The 17201-nt window shown below is 36.3% G+C and carries 14 protein-coding genes and 1 pseudogene; 6 read left to right on the top strand and 9 right to left on the bottom strand.

The genetic code is table 11. From position 1 onward, the window contains the following. From BW942_RS18800 to BW942_RS18785, 4 genes and pseudogenes are all read right to left on the bottom strand, one after another. Positions 1 to 291: pseudogene (locus BW942_RS18800) on the bottom strand (transposase); the annotation flags it as partial. Between the two features lie 237 nt (positions 292 to 528). After that, positions 529 to 825: a hypothetical protein gene (locus tag BW942_RS18795; RefSeq protein ID WP_002145539.1), complete on the bottom strand. Its 297-nt coding sequence runs from the start codon at positions 823 to 825 to the stop codon at positions 529 to 531. Positions 826 to 902: 77 nt separating this feature from the next. Next, positions 903 to 1193: a hypothetical protein gene (locus tag BW942_RS18790; protein WP_002085931.1), complete on the bottom strand. Its 291-nt coding sequence runs from the start codon at positions 1191 to 1193 to the stop codon at positions 903 to 905. A 67-nt stretch (positions 1194 to 1260) separates the two neighbouring features. Beyond that, complete coding sequence (locus tag BW942_RS18785) at positions 1261 to 3021, bottom strand: acyl-CoA dehydrogenase family protein (RefSeq protein ID WP_000572090.1); 1761 nt, start codon at positions 3019 to 3021, stop codon at positions 1261 to 1263. On the opposite strand from BW942_RS18785, the gene BW942_RS21595 reads away from it, so the two are divergent. Next, positions 3020 to 3286 carry a hypothetical protein gene (locus BW942_RS21595; protein ID WP_000933232.1) on the top strand — a complete coding sequence of 89 codons (267 nt, stop codon included), beginning with the start codon at positions 3020 to 3022 and terminating at the stop codon, positions 3284 to 3286. The two genes, BW942_RS18785 and BW942_RS21595, sit on opposite strands and share 2 nt — an antisense overlap. Positions 3287 to 4297: 1011 nt before the next feature. On the opposite strand, the gene lipL32 is transcribed toward BW942_RS21595, so the two are convergent. After that, complete coding sequence (lipL32, locus tag BW942_RS18770) at positions 4298 to 5116, bottom strand: major surface lipoprotein LipL32 (protein WP_000736494.1); 819 nt, start codon at positions 5114 to 5116, stop codon at positions 4298 to 4300. Positions 5117 to 5347: 231 nt separating this feature from the next. Continuing rightward, a complete protein-coding gene (locus tag BW942_RS18765) occupies positions 5348 to 5746 on the bottom strand; it encodes a ParB N-terminal domain-containing protein (protein WP_000702765.1) in 399 nt (132 codons plus the stop codon). A gap of 170 nt (positions 5747 to 5916) precedes the next feature. Here BW942_RS18765 and metK point away from each other — a divergent pair, with 170 nt between their 5' ends. The 3 genes from metK (at position 5917) to BW942_RS18750 (ending at position 8486) form a co-directional block, all read left to right on the top strand. Then, on the top strand, positions 5917 to 7077 hold the full coding sequence (metK, locus tag BW942_RS18760) for a methionine adenosyltransferase (RefSeq protein ID WP_000053346.1): 1161 nt from the start codon (positions 5917 to 5919) through the stop codon (positions 7075 to 7077). 7 nt (positions 7078 to 7084) lie between these two features. Further along, positions 7085 to 8047: a transketolase family protein gene (locus BW942_RS18755; RefSeq protein ID WP_000501205.1), complete on the top strand. Its 963-nt coding sequence runs from the start codon at positions 7085 to 7087 to the stop codon at positions 8045 to 8047. Between the two features lie 118 nt (positions 8048 to 8165). Beyond that, positions 8166 to 8486: an ATP-dependent Clp protease adaptor ClpS gene (locus tag BW942_RS18750; protein ID WP_000168949.1), complete on the top strand. Its 321-nt coding sequence runs from the start codon at positions 8166 to 8168 to the stop codon at positions 8484 to 8486. Positions 8487 to 9040: 554 nt separating this feature from the next. Here the strand turns inward: BW942_RS18750 and BW942_RS18745 are convergent. Then, positions 9041 to 10069 carry a zinc-dependent alcohol dehydrogenase gene (locus BW942_RS18745; RefSeq protein ID WP_000822886.1) on the bottom strand — a complete coding sequence of 343 codons (1029 nt, stop codon included), beginning with the start codon at positions 10067 to 10069 and terminating at the stop codon, positions 9041 to 9043. A gap of 249 nt (positions 10070 to 10318) precedes the next feature. On the opposite strand from BW942_RS18745, the gene BW942_RS18740 reads away from it, so the two are divergent. After that, positions 10319 to 12235, top strand: a complete 1917-nt coding sequence (locus tag BW942_RS18740; RefSeq protein WP_001233606.1) for a DUF1561 domain-containing protein — start codon at positions 10319 to 10321, stop codon at positions 12233 to 12235. Positions 12236 to 12375: 140 nt separating this feature from the next. Here BW942_RS18740 and BW942_RS18735 read toward each other — a convergent pair whose 3' ends face one another. Both BW942_RS18735 and lsa23 read right to left on the bottom strand, forming a co-directional pair. Further along, entirely contained in the window at positions 12376 to 13554 is a 1179-nt protein-coding gene (locus BW942_RS18735; protein WP_000161597.1) for a MaoC family dehydratase, read from the bottom strand. 227 nt (positions 13555 to 13781) lie between these two features. Continuing rightward, the gene (gene lsa23 / locus BW942_RS18730) at positions 13782 to 14393 is read right to left on the bottom strand and encodes a surface adhesion protein Lsa23 (protein WP_000108058.1); all 612 of its coding nucleotides are present in this window, start codon (positions 14391 to 14393) and stop codon (positions 13782 to 13784) included. A gap of 845 nt (positions 14394 to 15238) precedes the next feature. On the opposite strand from lsa23, the gene BW942_RS18715 reads away from it, so the two are divergent. Then, a complete protein-coding gene (locus BW942_RS18715; RefSeq protein ID WP_000483795.1) occupies positions 15239 to 17194 on the top strand; it encodes a M3 family metallopeptidase in 1956 nt (651 codons plus the stop codon). Positions 17195 to 17201: the final 7 nt, after the last annotated feature.

The following is a 17201-nucleotide window of genomic DNA, read 5'->3' as shown; positions in this document are numbered from 1 at the left end:
ATTCTGTTCGCGGGAAAGCATGGCCGCAAACTTTTTTAAGATCGCGTTCTCATCCTTTAATCTCAGATTCTCTTTACGAAGTCTTTTCAACTCTTCGCTTTCCTTTAGCTGTTTATCCGGAAGTGGTTGCTCTGTTTCCTTCTTTTTCAAATGCTCGGCCTTCCATTGTCTCAATACAAAGTAGCTAACTCCTAAGGACTCTGCTACTTCTTTTATTGTAAACGATCCGTTTAACGTCCGGTTTACCGCTTGTTCCCGAAACTCCGGCGAATATTTTCTTCTTCCTTTCATTCTCACCTTTTACCTCTATTCTTGGAAAAAAAGGTGTCTACTTTTATGTTACTAGGTCATACTGCGTGTTATAAATCGTCTGAATAAGACTTTATGCTTCCTAAGTAATATGAAATAAAGTATTATTTCGTAAAAGTTCATCTTGGTATAAGAAATAAAAATGAATGCAAAAGTTTTTGTTTTAATATTCAAAAACTATAATATTAAAGTAAGGCTTCGTCAAAATTATAGTAATTGTTACTTTAAAAAATCTAATTTTTTTGCATCAAACACGTATTCATTGAGAATTTTTCTAAGATCTATTTCCTTACAGTTCGATATTTGGATATATTTGAGAAAGGTTTCTGTTTTGGGATTTTCTCTCAAAAAAGTTTCAAATATACCTTTAAATTCAACGATATAATCTAGTTCGTAAAATTGTCTTTCTTTTCCCTGAGAAAAAGAAAAGTCGCTTTTCCAATTGATTTTGATTCTAACCGGTGAATTTAGACTTAGGCTGGCTATTTGAAAAGATTGTCTTTTAGGAATGCCCAAATTTGTTCCATTAAAAAATAAATTTACTTAATCCGAACTCATTTTTTCAAATTCGAAGATATCAAATTTGAATCTAGTTAATTTTGAAAAGTTAAATGAAACTTCGTTAAGATCGTCATGAACTGGTTTTTGGGAATTTTAGTCTCTGGATGATAATCTAAAGTAACGAAAAATTCTGAATTTGCAAACGATTCTGTTGTACTAAAATCTAGATTGGAAATAAAGCGGACACAATCGTCTTCTATTTTAGATGTAGAAGATTCAATAGAATCCGGCCATTTCAGAACGGGTCTATTTTGAAAACCACGATCTTCTTTAGATAAGACGAGCCTACTTTTGTAGATTTGAATTACTACTTTAGGTTTCAAATTGAATTTTCTATAGAGAAATAGTTTATCAAAGTGTCATCATAAAACAAATCTTAAGTTTCATTGATTATACAAACGTTAGTTGAGTTTGACGATTTTCAATTATAATTCGATTTGAAAGAAGAATGGCTTTTGATTCGAGATTATAATCTCTGGCGAGAATTTCTCTTTTTTTCTTTGTTTCGCCGTTGAGTTTGGAAGCTCCTTTTTCCAAAAGTAAACCTATCAAAATTCTTGCAGCAGATTGAACCACTTCAAAAGCGACTTCGTCTCTTAAGGATGAATTTTCGATCGAAGAATAGGATTCTACTATCTTTTCTAAAGAATCCTTGTTTTCGTTTAACAAAGTAGAACCGCCACCAATTTTAGAAAACTCTTCCTCAAAATACTGACGTAAATGACCTTTGGGAGACATACCGGATACAATTCCTCCGATTGCCGCAACAACTTGAAGTTGAGTTGTTCCTTCGTAAATATTTGTAATTCGAACGTCTCTATAAATTCTAGAAACGTCGTAGTCGTAAGTAAAACCCGCTCCTCCGTGAATTTGAAGGGCATCGTATGCTATTTTATTTGCAAGTTCTGTAATATAATATTTTGATAATGGAGTAAAAAGATTAGCTAATTTTTCCCATTTGCGAATTGTTTCATCTTTTTTGATTTCTCTTTCTTCTATTCCATTTTCTCTCATCCTTTCTGATTTCCAGTGATAGAGATCGATAGAACGAGAGGCTTCCAATAAAATTGCTCTCATTCCAGCAATTTCTCTATCCATAAAGGATAACATTTTATGGACGGCGGGAATATTTTGAATTTTTTTTCCAAATTGTTCTCTTTCGGAGGCATATTTTTTAGCTTCCATATAAGCGGCTGTTGCAATTCCCATTGCTTGTGCAGCGATCGAAAGTCTAGCACCGTTCATCATTGCCATAGAATAACGGACTAAACCATATCCTTCTTCACCAATTAAAATTCCGGGAGTATTTTCATAGACCACTTCACAAGTAGGAGAACAGTGGAGTCCCATTTTCTTTTCGATTCCGGCAATAAAAACGTCCGAACTTTTTACTAAGAAAAAAGAAAGACCACGAGCTCCGCTTGTGGGGGTTCCAGTTCTTGCAAGTGTCAAAATTACAGCTGGAATATTAGCAAATCCGCAACCGTGGGTGATAAAACGTTTGGTTCCGGTGAGTTTCCAGATTCCATTTTCGTCTTTTATGGCTTTGGTTTGTAGATTCGGAAGATCCGATCCGTAGTTCGGTTCTGTCAAAGCCATGGCTCCAAAAATTTCTCCGTTTGCCATTTTAGGAACGTATTCATCTATCATTTCCTTGGAACCAAAACGTTCTATGGTTTCTGCCAAGTTGAGACATCCAAGTGCGATCGCAAAAGAGCCATCGGCTCTGGAAAATAACTCCAACATCATACATTGAACGGTTGCAGGAACTCCGAGTCCGCCGTGTTTTCTTCCTATGCTGTAGGGAAGAATTCCTGAGTTTTTTACCTGTTCTATCCCTTTGATCATAGTTTCTGGAAAAGTAACTTTTCCGGATGAATATTTTAAACCCTCCGAGTCCATATCTTTTGAGATAGGTGCGATTTGTTTTCCTGCTATTTCACCACCGGACTCTAAAATAGATTTATAATATTCTAATGCTTCGTCATGGGAACCGGGAGCCATCGATAAGGATTCATTTCCGTTTTTTTGAAAGATTTTATGATCAGCAAAATCGTCTTCAAAACCATCTATGATCTCTTTCCAATCTATGATAAATTGAAAATTTTCCTGTAAATCTTGGTTTTCTAAAAAGTAATTATTTTCGATCATGTTAAATCTCTTTTTGAATATTTTATTATTTTTGAATCTTTTTATGGCTTATAAAATTAAAATTCTTCTGAGACGAGTTCAATTCGTAATTCTAATTTTACACTCAAAATTGACATGGTTGCAAGTAGATTTGGTAAGGATCTTTTTGTATTCTATAGGAAATATGCAATTACAAATAAAATTTATTTTCAAAAATAGAGTCATAAATTCTCCATTACTGATCTCTGTAAAATTGAGTACCGTTAATTTTATCACAAAACACTGATCCTATGCAAAATATTAGGTACTTTATTATATAGTTATGAGTAAAAACGGTTACTACTCGGACGCATGAAAATAGTACCAAGTTATTAACGGCCTAATTTACGAAAAACTAGTGATACTTAAAAAATAACGCAAATTCGGAATTTACGGCATTTTAAAGCAGAACCAAAATATTCAAATTTTTGAAACAATCTAACACAAGTATTCTATTCATGCGTCCGAGTAGTAATTGAAGCAGTTTGTTAATTGCCACTATAGAATTTTGCAACAACTCTAATTACTTAACGCGAGTTTGAGGAAAACACTCATGGTTCTGAAAAAAGTTGAAATCTCGATTTCTAAAATGTGGGAACTACCACAATTGATAAAATAGAAGTTTATAATAACTGAATCTGTAGTATTCAAGTGTGGGAACTACTGCAAGCCACGATTTTACAAATAAATTCTAAAATGTGGGAACTCATACTTTTAGAAAATTTTTTCTCGTTTTTATACACCGAACTCGCCTTACTTAACGCAAGTTTGAGGAAAACACTCATGGTTCTGAAAAAAGTTGGAATCTCAATTTCTAAAATGTGGGAACTACCACAATTAATAAAATAGAAGTTTATAATAATTGAATCTGTAGTATTCAAGCGTGGGAACTACTGCAAATCACGATTTTACGAACAAATTCTAAAATTGTAGGAACTCATACTTTTAGAAAATTTTTTCTCGTTTTTATACACCGAACTCGCCTTACTTAAAAAGTTTCGATCGATTCTTTAAAACAAATGTGATACGTTAAACGTAATTTTTCTAAACAGAGAAATCAGAAATAAATATTCAAATGTAGTTTTAGGAAAATCTAATGTTTGAGTTTATAGTAGGTTGAAGCTTGTAAAAATAAAAGCGAGTAAGTGGAATTGAAGGATCGATCGAGTTAAAAACTTTTTAAAATATATTAATCAATTATAAAAATAAAAAAGCCACCTTTCGGTGGCTTTTTAACCTAGAAAATTGTTTAAACAGATTACTTAGTCGCGTCAGAAGCAGCTTTTTTCAAAGACTCTTCAGCAGCGATAGCTTGTTTTTGCAATTCTTCAGGATTTGAGTGGATCAGCGGGCTCACACCTGGAATACCTGGTGGGAAAAGCAGACCAACAGATGCAACGAAAGATCCTTTCACTTCACCTGGTTTGTAGGTAGTGAAAGAAATTCTGTAAAGACCTCTTACTAAAAGTTTTTTAGTGTCGATGTTTTTCAGATCGTCAAAAGATTTTGGAGGATTAGGGATCTTGATTCTAGTAAGAGAGTTGTACTTGTTGTGTCTCTCTTCTTTATAAGTATCGTCACCATCATCATCATCGTCCAATTTTTGAACTGGTTTTGCTTTCGCAGCTTTGGCGATTTGGTCAGGCATAATCGCCGACATTCTTTCTACACGGATCCAAGTATCAAACCAATGTGGCATTGATTTTTCTTCTGGGGTAGCCGCTTTGAAAGCGTCGCTTACTAAGTCTCCGTCGCCTGGCTCACCGATTTCGCCTGTTGGGGAAATCATACGAACTCCCATTTCAGCGATTACGGCAGGAATCCAAACATAGAGATAGTATGCTTTTTTGTTTCCATCGACTAAACCGTCCGGCGCTTGTCCTGGCTTTACGTATCCGTAATAGTTGATCACAGATCCGTAGGGAAGTAACGTTTTTACGGTTTCGTTTGTCCCTGGGATTGTGTCCTCGCTCAGAACAAAAGAGCTTTTTAGGCTTGGCAGACCACCGAAAGCACCACAAGCGGTAATGCTTGCAAAGAGTGCAACGGAGATAGCCAAAATCGAAAGTTTTTTCATAGACTCTCCTTAGTTAGGAAAATCACGGTATGAACTTAGGAATTTTTTGTAAATCAATATTGAATAATTTTTTATCTGAAAGATTATAATTTGAGTTTAAAGCGATTGTTATATAAGTCTTAGAGAAAAGTAAAGGATGATTTCTAAATTTAGAATTTCTATACGATTGAAACATCAGAAATTCTTAAAAAACTATCAAACAAGCGTTTTCAAATCTCAGACACAAATTGATTATTTTTTTTGAAAAAATCGCTTCAACCAGTCCAGCAAATCTAAAATCCATGCGAAAATTCTTCCAAAGACGGTAGTATAAGAGTATCTCTTCAATAATTCTCTGACTCTTTCTTGTTCTTCCGAAGTAAATTCTAGACGGATATTGTTTTCCTCCGCTTCCATCTGAACTCTTTCTTTTTTGTTTCGAATGTCTACGATTCGAACGTCTACGTATTCCCAGCCTAAAATTTTTACGCTTTCAAGTCTTCTTTCTCCGGAGATCAAAGTATTTTCTAGATCAATTAAAATCGGATGTAGAAGTCCTAATTTTTGAATGGATTCTTTGAGAGGTTGAAGATCGCCTAAGTCTTTACGAATCCGATTTTTTACTTTGATGTCTGAAACTCGAATTTTCATGGTTTCTCAAAAATATTCGGGACGTATATGCTTCAATTCAATTCTAATTTCAGACGTTCAATTTGTTCGAAAGGAACATAGTTTGGATCTTCTTGACACCAAGGCAATCCGTAGGTTTTTGGGATCAGAGCGGAACTTCTCCGTTAATTTTTCACCTTCAGGAAGAACAGATGTCTTTAAAAGATTTTATTTTTACTTCGGAATCAGTTGGCGAAGGTCATCCGGACAAGGTTTGTGACCAGATATCCGATGCAGTTTTAGATGCTTATCTTGAACAGGATCCAAAATCTAGAGTTGCCTGCGAGACCTTAGTGACCACAAATCTGGTCGTAATTGCAGGTGAAATTACAAGTAAGGGAAAAGTAGACGCACAAGAAATTGCAAGAAATGTAATTCGAGATATAGGTTATAATGATATTACGATGGGATTTGATGCCGACTTTGCGGTAGTTTCCGCGCATGTTCATGCACAAAGCCCGGATATTTCTCAAGGCGTAACTGAGGGAGAAGGTCTTTTCAAAGAACAAGGTGCAGGTGATCAAGGTTTGATGTTCGGTTTTGCAATCAATGAAACTCCGGAATTGATGCCTATGCCAATCTACTATTCTCATGAGCTAGTTAAACATTTAGCTGGACTAAGACATGGTAATAAACTGAAGTTTTTAAGACCCGATGCAAAGTCTCAGGTTACGGTAGAATATAAAGACGGAAAACCGGTTCGTATAGACACGGTGGTAATTTCTACACAACATTCTCCGGATGTAACTCATAAACAAATTGAAGAAGCTTTGATCGAAGAATGTATCAAGAAAGTGATTCCTGCAAATCTTCTGAACAATACGAAATATTTTATTAACCCTACTGGTCAGTTTATTATTGGGGGACCTCATGGAGACGCGGGGTTAACTGGTAGAAAGATCATTGTGGATACATACGGTGGATATGGAAGACACGGAGGAGGTGCATTCTCCGGTAAGGATCCTTCTAAAGTAGATCGTTCAGCGGCTTATATGGGACGTTATATTGCAAAGAACGTAGTGGCTTCGGGACTTGCTGACAAATGTGAAGTGCAGCTTGCTTACGCGATTGGTGTTGCAGAACCAGTTTCAGTTCATGTGGACACGTTTGGAACCGGAAAAATTTCCGAAGAAGAATTGGTAAAAAGAATTCGAGCTAATTTCAAACTAACTCCAAGAGGAATTATAGAATCTCTCAAACTTCTCGAAAAAGGAAGAAAGTATAGAGAAACCGCTTCTTATGGGCATTTCGGAAGAAAGGGTTCCACTTTTACTTGGGAAGAAACCGACAAAGCCTCTGCTTTAAAAGGATAATATAAAAATGGGAGCTCCAAGCACATCGACTGCGACTGAAAAAGCTACTCGTGATGGTTATGGAGACGCGCTGCATGAATTAGGTGCTTCTCGTCCGGATGTGGTCGTTTTAGATGCAGATCTTTCTGGATCTACAAAAACCAATAAGTTTGCGAAAGCTTTTCCAGATCGTTTTTTTAACGTAGGTGTCGCTGAACAGAACTTAGTTGGTCACGCAGCCGGTTTGGCGCTTTCAGGACTTGTTCCATTTGCTTCTTCTTTTGCAATGTTTCTTTCAGGAAGAGCTTGGGAAATTGTTCGAAATAGTGTGGTTTATCCATTTTTAAATGTAAAGCTGGTTGCTTCTCATGGAGGAATTACCGTAGGTGAGGACGGGGCTTCTCATCAATGTATCGAAGACTTTGCGATTATGAGGGTCATTCCTGAAATGACTGTAATCTGTCCTTCGGACTACAACGAATGCAAACAGATAATTCATGCAATCGCCGACTATAAAGGTCCGGTCTATGTTCGAGTAGGACGTCCCAATGTTCCTATTATCGAAAGAGAAAATTATAAGTTTCAAATCGGAAAAGCGGAAGTGATGAGAGAAGGTAAGGATGTACTCATCATCGCTAATGGGGTTCTTGTAAACGAGGCGATCAAAGCATCGGAAGAATTGTCCAAGGAAGGAATTCAAGTGACTCTTTTGAACATGGCTACGATCAAACCAATCGATAAGGAAACAATTTTAAAATACGCTAAAGAATGTGGGATAGTAGTCACTTGCGAGGAACATAACGTGGTCGGTGGACTTGGTTCCGCAGTTAGCGAATTTTTATCGGAAGAATATCCAGTTCACGTTTTAAAAGTGGGTATGAAAGATCAATTTGGAAAGTCCGGAACTTGGAAGGAACTTTTAGATTATTTTGGTCTTCGTTCTAAAAATATCGTTGAAACTGTGAAGAAGGCGAAGACTCTCAAAAAATAAAATTCTAGATCGGTGAGAATGAAATTTCATATAATCTTTTTTCTTTTTCAAAGAGCGAAGATTTTTGTAAGAAAAGAAATTTTTCTTACACTCATTTCTTGGTAAGATTTTTGGCGAGATGGCGAGTACACAAACTCCAGACCTAAATGAAATTACTGAGGAGTCCACGAAATCAACGGGAGGACCTTGGAGAGTTGTACTTTGGGACGATAACGAACATACTTATGAGTATGTAATTGAAATGCTCGTTGAAATCTGTATGATGACTGTAGAAAAAGCATTTCTACATGCGGTTCAAGTAGATAAAGAAAAAAGAACAGTCGTTTTTTCGGGAGAATTAGAACACGCAGAACATGTTCAAGAGAGAATTTTAAATTATGGAGCCGATCCTAGAATGTCCAATTCTAAAGGTTCCATGAGTGCTACATTGGAAAGATAAGAAACTTTTTGAATTCTGACAAATTTCTTTTCATGAAATTTAAGGCCCAGCCAGATGATAGATACTCCGAACCGAACCGAAACGTGTTTTTGTAAAGTAATGAGAGTTTGGCGTAAAAATCCATGATTCTGAAAAAGTTGAAATCTAAATTTTACAAATCGATTCTTTAAATGTGGGAACTACCACAATTGATAAAATAGAAATTTATAACAATTGAATCTATCGTATTCAAGTGTGGGAACTACCACAAAGTTTAAGTTTGTCTGTAAAATGATGTAAGGAATTACAACAAATCACGATTTTACGAACAAATTCTAAAATTGTAGGAACTCATACTTTTAGAAAATTTTTTCTTACACCGAACTCACGTTCAAGTAGAATTACCGACAGGAATTTTTGTAGGAACTACTACAAGTTTTTCATAAGAATAGATTTGCAAAAGTTTCGTGCTATTTCACTGGAAGCCCAATCTATTCTAGATAGAATAGAAAAACTAAAAAAAGCGGACTTTTGTGGACTGGTTAGTTGGGTTGATTCAGAAATTGGAATGTGATTCAGTCCATTTTAACCACCAACTTGATCGCCGGTTCGAGCCAGGCTTCTGTAGCTTCTTCGAAAGAACAGATTTTGGTCACAATTTTTTCTGGTTTAATCTTTTTTTCAGAAATCTTTTTTAGGATATGCGGAATATATTCCCTTGAGTCTACTCTTCCAATCTTCAAGGTTGCTCCAGTATTATATAAATCTAAATAAGGAATTTCTAATTTATTTGTCCAGAAAATGGATGCAGAACCATAGATCCCTTCCGTAGAAAGAGATTTTAATGCGAAATCCATTCCTTCCTTCAAACCGTGACAATCCGCGATTAAGGGAAATTTTCTTTCCCAAGCCTTGGGAAGAACGGAATACGAAACCGCTTTAGCACCTAGGCTTTCCGCAATTTTAAGTCTTTCTGAATCGTTGTCCAGATACAAAACTTCGGAAGAACCCATTCCTACTGCGAGAGAAGCGGAATACAAACCGATACTTGAAGCTAAACCTCCCAAAATCATTACAGGAGAATTCGGTTTTTTCTCCAGCCATTGTCCTACCAATTTCCACGCTTCCACTATATTGTCGCTGATCGAAGCGAGTGAGATCACGTCCATATCCGAAGGCATGGGGATTAACATCTGTTTGGCGAATGGAATCCAAATTTTTTCTGACAAGGCACCGCCGAATTCTTTTGCGGAAGGTCCCATTCCGTAATGACTTGCGTAAGGGACCGAAGTACAAGCCTTGGAACGTCCTAGTGTACAATCTGGACAAATTCCACAGGAAATTTGAAACGGAATGATTACCTTGGTTCCTTTCGGATATTGGTTTGCGATTTCAGGACTCGTTTCTTCGATCATTCCTACGAACTCATGACCGATTGGAATTCCCGGTCTAAATAAAGTATAACCGTTTACTATCGGAAGATCCAGATCACAACGCGAAACCGCGATTGGTTTTACAATTGCTTGGTTGATTCCTTGAATTTTTGGTTCGGGAACGTTTTCCCATTCCAATATATGCTTTTTTTTGAATACGATTCGTTTCATAGATTACATAACTACTTTAATAAGAATATTGAAATATGGATACTATATTTTAATTCTTAAGATTAAGAATCACATTATATTTCTTATGCCGAACACGTGAAAATAATAAATTGATCTTCGGAGTTTAGAAAAAATACGAATTAGAATTTTAATATAATTAAAATTTAAGCCTATAATAAATAATTTATCAGTTCATTAGAATATACTAAATAAAGAGGATTTTCTTTAATCTTACAAAAGGAAAGAAAAATGCGTAAATGGAAAGTGTCTTTGTTAGTTTTGTTCGTTTTTATTAGAGCTGACTACTCTTATGGAGTGAATCCTGCATTTACACCTATCCCATCGAGTGTTACTGGTTCGATTGTTCAAAAATCTACTGATTCACCAAAAGATAAAGCGATCAAGGTCGTTATTCATGACGGTAGAAAGTTCTGTTACGGTCCTATTTTTAGCGGAGGTGAAAGTTACATTATAGTTGAACAGTGCTCGGAACAACACGTTATGAATGCAAGATATGATGTATTTCAAAGAATTTCGTATAACATTAACAATACGTGGTTGTGTATTACTGCTCCAGAAAAAGTAATTAAAGCAGAACAAATCTGGGACTATGTTCACCTTAGACCTTGTACGATCAATGACTCTCTGCAAAGATGGGTTTTACAAGGAAACGCCTTTTGGACAGCAGATGGAAACTATCGATTGAAGGATATAAATTGGTACGGCTATATCTCTAGAAATTCTGGTGATAACTATAATCATACTTTAGATTCTTCGATGAATGACTGGGTGAAGACCGTGGCTACTCCCGGAAACATCAGTCTTCAAACTTCTATCGCTTGGGATCTGAACAATAGCTGGGGAAATGAACGTTATTTTATTCGTGGGGGAGGTTCCGGTAAAAATACAACTCTTCTCTACTACAATCCTGAAAGTGGTCATCTTGCTCAATACAATTCTATTAGCGGATCTTTATATTGTATGTATTCTCAGATGGGAAGATCGAATTGGAATTGGGTAAAGTGGGCATTGTGTAATGACGCAGTGATCAGTAAGGATAATCCAGCTTTTTGGAACGTGTCTTTGGGAACAGATGAAGGAGGGATCATCACGGATTATCAAGGGAATATTTTGAGGGTCACTAGATATGGATCCAATTGGGGTGTTGTTTATACAGCCAAACCTGATTTTGTAAAGACGGATATTCGGAATAGTCCCACTTCTTTGTTTGTAGTTACTAAAGATTTACTGAATTGGACGCGTTATGTGTCGTCTAATCTGGGTAAGACGGAACAGTATTGTCCAGCAGGTAATCACGTAAGTTTGGGGCATAAAAGAATAGTCAGGACCTTACCGCCAGACTTTCAATTATCCGAGGCATGGATTCGGAGACTTTATCAAATAGCGATTTCAACTGTAGATACGACCCAGGGAAGTGGGATATGTGGCATTTGTACGCTTCAGGCTTTTCAGATGGTAGCTGAACTTCAGGAGTATCATTCTCAAGAGCCTCTTCAGAGCGGTGGATATTTTTTCGATACAGCTCCAAATACTGATCCTTTTATCTCGTTTAGACAACGTTATCCGTTCTTGGATAGATTGTTGACGGATATACCGAGAGCGTATAGTTCCATTAATGTTGTTCCAGCTGACAACAGAAACAGACTAGTGACATTTGCATCTGCTAGAACTATTCTACCTCAGTACAATTGGGCTATCTCTGCTGAATTCACTACTCGTTCTGAGATATTATCGCACGTTAGTTCACTCATCGATTCTTCCCACGGAAGCCTTTGGATTGCAATACTGGGAAGGAGACGTCCAGATGGAACTTTAGGTTGGCATGCGGCTCCCATTCTTAGGACCTCTCAAGGATTAGTAGTAATGCGAACTAGCTTAATCTCTGCGTCACTTAGTTTTTACAGACAATCTTTAACACCTTCCACAGATCCGATCCAGGTAGTTGATAATCAATTAGGAAGATCGGATAGGGCTCTTATAAGACTTATAACAATACAACTAGTAGGATCTTATCAAAACTCTTTTGATTTTATGATCTCTAACAGAAATTGCACAGGAGAAGGGGAGGATAGAAGAGGAACAGGGGAATATCCAACCAGCTCACTCGTAAATCAATGTTTAGAAGGTAGATGCACTCTACAATGATCAATAATTGAATTGAGAAGAATAAACTCTTCGCATCGAATTAAAAAAAGAGCCGTTGACTGTAAATTTACTTTGTCAACGCTCTTATATTGAATTGATATTTCAAATTCTAGAAGGTTTATATTTTGGTTCTAAAAGTATTAACCTTTTTTCTTAACTAGAATTTTTCTTTCGATTTCGAAAATTTTCTCAGCGAGTTTTTCTTTTCCGTGTTTTTTCTTATCGTTTTCTTTTAGAAATAGATCTTCGCCAAATTTTTCGAAAGCGTCATTTGCCTTGATATTCTTCAAACCTATGATTTGAAGGTGAATCGCTCCTGCAGGAATTCCGAAATCAGTTCCGCGGTCTTCTACTGCAAGAACTCGCGTGATCGCCGTGACTGTATCTCCGCTAAAAGAAGGTTGTGTATGATAACCTTCAGTGAAACCTAAATCCCAGATCATATTTTCTGTAATATCTCTAGAAGCCATTCCGCATAACCATGCGAAGACGAGCCCTCCGTAGACCACAGGTTCTCCTCCCATTGGTCCGGAAATTCCTGCGGAATACAATTTATCGTAATGAAGTGGATGGGTGTTTCCAACTCTATAAGTCCAAGGAAAATGTTCGTCAGTGATTGTTCTTCCATTTTGGTGGATATAGATTTGACCTGGTTGAAAATTTTCAAAATAAGTATCTGACCCAGTAGAGGCTTTGAATTCAACCGGAAATTTAAGAGATGGAAGTTCGATAACTGGGGAATCCGTTTCTGGAAAAAAAGCGTCTTTGATTACAGGCTTTGGATTTCCTTTTGGTTTTCCGTTAGAACGATAGATCATAATTTTTCTTTCATATTGTAAAACCAGTTCTTTGTTTTGATTTAAACAGATTGTACGAACGCTTACGATTCCGGGTTTGTCTGAACCTTTATCATCCACTTTGAGAATTTTAGTTTTTGCGGAAAGTGTATCGCCTGGATAGACCGGTTTTAAGAATTGAACGTTGTAGTATCCTAAGTTTGCGAGCGCCTTTTCGGAATCGTTTTGTACTCCAAGAGAAAGAGCGATGTTAAAAACCTGAAGGGAAGAAACTAACATATCTTGAAACCCGTGTGCTTTTGCATAAGGTGCAGATAAAAAAAGAGGATTTGCGTCCATAAAAGTTGTAGCAAATTCTTGAGCAAAGGCTCTATCGATTGTGATTTCTCTGGGATGTTCGAAAATTTCTCCTTCTGTAAATTCCTCTAAATATCTTCCGTAAATATTTCGTTTTACTTGATCTTTTGAAACTGTGGTGTTTGGCGCCAACTCTGCAAAAGGTTTGTTTGGAATTTTGGTCATATAGGCCTCTTGGTATTTTCGATTTTCCCAGTATTTTGTCTATAATCACACGGAAAAGTTTTTTATTATCGAGCACCATAGAAGAGAGAGCGGATCGAATGAACTCAGTAAAACACTTTTCCTAGATAAAAGAGCGTGCTCTTTGTGTAACAAAGATGAGAACCAGAATGTTGACTAGAGGCATTTACTGAATTTAGTTCAGTTGAAGGAATTTGGAAAAGCTAATCTTATTTTTCCAAATAGAAGGAATCTAATTTTTCTCTGCTTCCGGTTCGAAGTTCAATAGAATTTAATTTTTTTTCGGAAAGTTCTGGGTTCATGTTCGTTTCTGAAAACATATGATTCCAAGTGTTAATAAATAAAACTGGTTTCCCTTCATCTCTCATGATTTGTTCTGATTTTAAAATGGAATCAAAATGATGTACCGGATCTGCTGCAAATCTTTGTTCTCCTGAGTAAACGTTTTTGAGATGAATATTGAGTAGTTCTCCTTTTTTTGAAAACTCGAGAAGAAGTGTTTCAATATCCTTATGTCTTCCATATTTAAAACCTCTATAAATCCGATAGACCTTATCTTTCCAAATCGATGGATGTCTTTCGTCTTGAAAAACAAGACTCAGTTCAATTTTTTTTTCTGAAATAGTTTCCGTTTTACTACAATAAATCATCTCCAAACGGTTTCCAGTTTCAACATCTTGAGCGGGTTGAATAAAAAGTGGAATCTCTTCTTTAGAACATTCTAAGTTAGGGGAAAAGTAAGGAAGTTCTGCTTTTATAGGAGAACACCCGCTTAACAAAAAAATCAAAAATCCATAAAAAGAAATGGTAGAGGTCGACATAGGTTTTCGTGTTTTACAACTTAACAATTTGTAGTCAAACTTGAAAAGAAATCTTATCGATTAATTATTAAAAAGGATTCAATTTTATTTTTTAACTGTTGAGATTGAATTCGAAACTAAGAGTTCAACATTCAGTTGATTTTACGTTACTCAGAATTGTATAATAGAAGTATCCAATCGTTTGCACTTCTATAGAGTTTTTGAAAAATTTCATAGTGGCTATTAACAAAACTGCTTCAATCGACCGCGCTTTCAGTCTCGATTAAAAAATTGAGGGTTCGCTCGAAAACAAAATTTTTTCCTGAATTCAATTTGTTATAGAACGCGATTTGTCGAACGATCCGAAAGACTGGAACCCCGGAAACTCAGGGAATGTTTCTCTAAGGATCGGCATTTCAAGGAGTGAGACGGCTTTAGTTTGAAAGACCGTTCCGAGTCTTAATTGCTTTCGCATGGAATTATACCGAAATGAAGTGCTTACACTTTGTGATAAACATTTAGATGTTCAATTGGATAGGGATCAATAGAATTTTATGAAAGTTTTAAGGGCAAGTTTTTAAAAACGTGGGAACTAACACATTTTACAAAAAGATTGTAACAACTTATATAAATTTTAAAATATACGTGGCTTAGCGATGTGTAGGGGAAGTCTTCGTCTTAGACGAAGCCCGAGCGAGAATTCGCGAGCCCGTAGCAGCGCGGCCGGCCGTTTTCGGACGGCAAAACTCCGAATAAAAATTTTCAAAAATATTTAGAGTTTTTAAAAGAGGACTCAATCATGATTCTAATTTTACATAAGTCAAAAAAATGGATGAAGTTTCGAAGGTGGGAAAGATATTGGAAGTATGTTTCCTGAATTTGAAGCAGATAAAGTAATACTCACTAAGAACGAAATTTTAGAAAAAATCAAAAAGATCCGAAATGAAATTCCGGTTTTACTTTCTCAAAAAGAAAGGTCTTACGAGAACGTTATTCGTCCTTTAGACGATCTCGTGCAAGAAATGCAGGTAGAGTTTACCGTTCTTGCCCATCTAAATAGCGTAAAAAATTCTAAGGAGATCCAAACGTATTATACGGAAGTGCTTCCAGAAATTACCGCTTTTTATTCTGACTTAGGACAAAACGAAGAATTAAACTCTGTATATCAGGAAATTCTAAAGAATGAAGAGAATATCTTGAGTATTCCCCGAAATAAAAGTCTTCAAGATTCTATTCTACAATTTCGGTTGAGTGGTATTGGTTTAAAACCAGAGATTAAAAAAAGGATCCAGGAAATTCAAATTCGACTTTCCGATTTAAATAATCAATATTCTCAAAATCTTCTGGATGCTACAAACACATTTGAATTGATTTTGGATCGCCCAGAAGACGTAGAAGGTATTCCAGAATCCGATCTAAACGCTGCTAAAACAGAAGACGGTAAATATTGTTTTACACTTCAGATGCCTAGTTATACCGCTTATATGACTCATGGTCCAAATCGGAATATTCGAGAATCATTATATAAGGCTTATACTACACGTGCTCCTCAAAATGGAAAACTGATCCAAGAAATACTTTCTTTGAGAAGTGAACTTGCAAGACTTTTAGACTATTTCAGCTACGCGGAACTTTCTTTGGCCACTAAAGTAGCCAATTCCGTTCCTACGGTTTTAAAATTTTTAAGAGACCTCGCCAAACAAGTTAAACCGATTGCAGAAAAAGAATTTAAAGATCTTTCTGATTTTGCAAAAACTTTGGGAATTGATTCTATTCAGGCTTATGATACTGCGTTTGTAAGTGAAAAGATGATGAAGTCCCAATTCAATTTTGATGAAGAGGAAACTCGTCCATATTTTGAAAAGGACAGTGTCATTTCCGGAACATTCCAATTTTTGAATATGCTTTTTGGAATTGAATTTCGCAAAACTTCCGCTAAAGTCTGGGAAGAAAAGGTTCAAGTTTATGATCTTTATAAGGAAGGAAAACTTCTCTCTCGTTTATATTTGGACTTGGAAACTCGTAAGGACAAACAGGGCGGAGCTTGGATGCACAACTGGCATTCCAGAAATAGAATGAATGGACGCGAAGTTCTTCCAACTGCGTTTGTGGTCTGTAATTTTCCTGTTTCTACAAAAGATTCTCCATCTCTTTTAAAACATAGGGACGTGGTAACTTTCTTTCACGAAATGGGACACGCTTTACATCATCTTTGTACAAAAATAGAAGAGCCCCCCGTAAGTGGTATTAATGGAGTAGAGTGGGACGCGGTAGAATTTCCGTCACAGTTTTTGGAAAATTTTGCGACCGAAGCGGACGTTCTAAAGATATTCGGAAAACATTATAAAACCGGAGAAACGATTCCGGATTCTATGATCGTAAAACTCAAGGAGACTAAAAACTTTCTTTCCGCAATGGGAATCGTAAGACAACTTGAGTTCTCACTTTTTGATATTTTCATTCATTTAAAAAGTCATACAGAAGAAGAGGTACATTCTATTCTTCAAGACGTTCGTAAAGAAGTAGCGGTTGTGATTCCTCCGGAATATAATCGTTTCCAAAACGGATTCTCTCATATTTTTTCGGGAGGTTATGCTGCGGGATATTATAGTTATAAGTGGGCGGAAGTCATGAGTGCCGACGCATTTTTCGCTTTTGTGGAAAGAGGGATTTTTGATTCTGAACTGAGTGAAGTATACTTTAGAGAGATTTTAGAAAAAGGCGGAAGTGAAAACGCGATGATACTTTTTAAAAGATTTTTAGGAAGAGAACCAGAGGTAAAATCTCTATTGAAACTATACGGGCTTAAGGAAGCGGCTTAAAAGTTGA

This window comes from Leptospira interrogans (genome assembly GCF_900156205.1).
Classification (GTDB): Bacteria; Spirochaetota; Leptospiria; order Leptospirales; family Leptospiraceae; genus Leptospira; species Leptospira interrogans.
The sequence above is the reverse complement of the archived record's forward strand: the minus strand, read 5'-3'. Positions and strand labels throughout refer to the sequence as shown.

Bases quoted from the DNA above. Each gene is read 5' to 3' on its own strand.
- BW942_RS18715 (WP_000483795.1), top strand. From the start codon at position 15,239: ATGTTTCCTGAATTTGAAGCAGATAAAGTAATACTCACTAAGAACGAA.
- BW942_RS18765 (WP_000702765.1), bottom strand. From the start codon at position 5,746: ATGAAAATTCGAGTTTCAGACATCAAAGTAAAAAATCGGATTCGTAAA.
- BW942_RS18740 (WP_001233606.1), top strand. From the start codon at position 10,319: ATGCGTAAATGGAAAGTGTCTTTGTTAGTTTTGTTCGTTTTTATTAGA.
- BW942_RS21595 (WP_000933232.1), top strand. From the start codon at position 3,020: ATGTTAAATCTCTTTTTGAATATTTTATTATTTTTGAATCTTTTTATG.
- BW942_RS18735 (WP_000161597.1), bottom strand. From the start codon at position 13,554: ATGACCAAAATTCCAAACAAACCTTTTGCAGAGTTGGCGCCAAACACC.
- BW942_RS18755 (WP_000501205.1), top strand. From the start codon at position 7,085: ATGGGAGCTCCAAGCACATCGACTGCGACTGAAAAAGCTACTCGTGAT.
- BW942_RS18785 (WP_000572090.1), bottom strand. From the start codon at position 3,021: ATGATCGAAAATAATTACTTTTTAGAAAACCAAGATTTACAGGAAAAT.
- lsa23 (WP_000108058.1), bottom strand. From the start codon at position 14,393: ATGTCGACCTCTACCATTTCTTTTTATGGATTTTTGATTTTTTTGTTA.
- BW942_RS18745 (WP_000822886.1), bottom strand. From the start codon at position 10,069: ATGAAACGAATCGTATTCAAAAAAAAGCATATATTGGAATGGGAAAAC.
- metK (WP_000053346.1), top strand. From the start codon at position 5,917: ATGTCTTTAAAAGATTTTATTTTTACTTCGGAATCAGTTGGCGAAGGT.
- lipL32 (WP_000736494.1), bottom strand. From the start codon at position 5,116: ATGAAAAAACTTTCGATTTTGGCTATCTCCGTTGCACTCTTTGCAAGC.
- BW942_RS18750 (WP_000168949.1), top strand. From the start codon at position 8,166: ATGGCGAGTACACAAACTCCAGACCTAAATGAAATTACTGAGGAGTCC.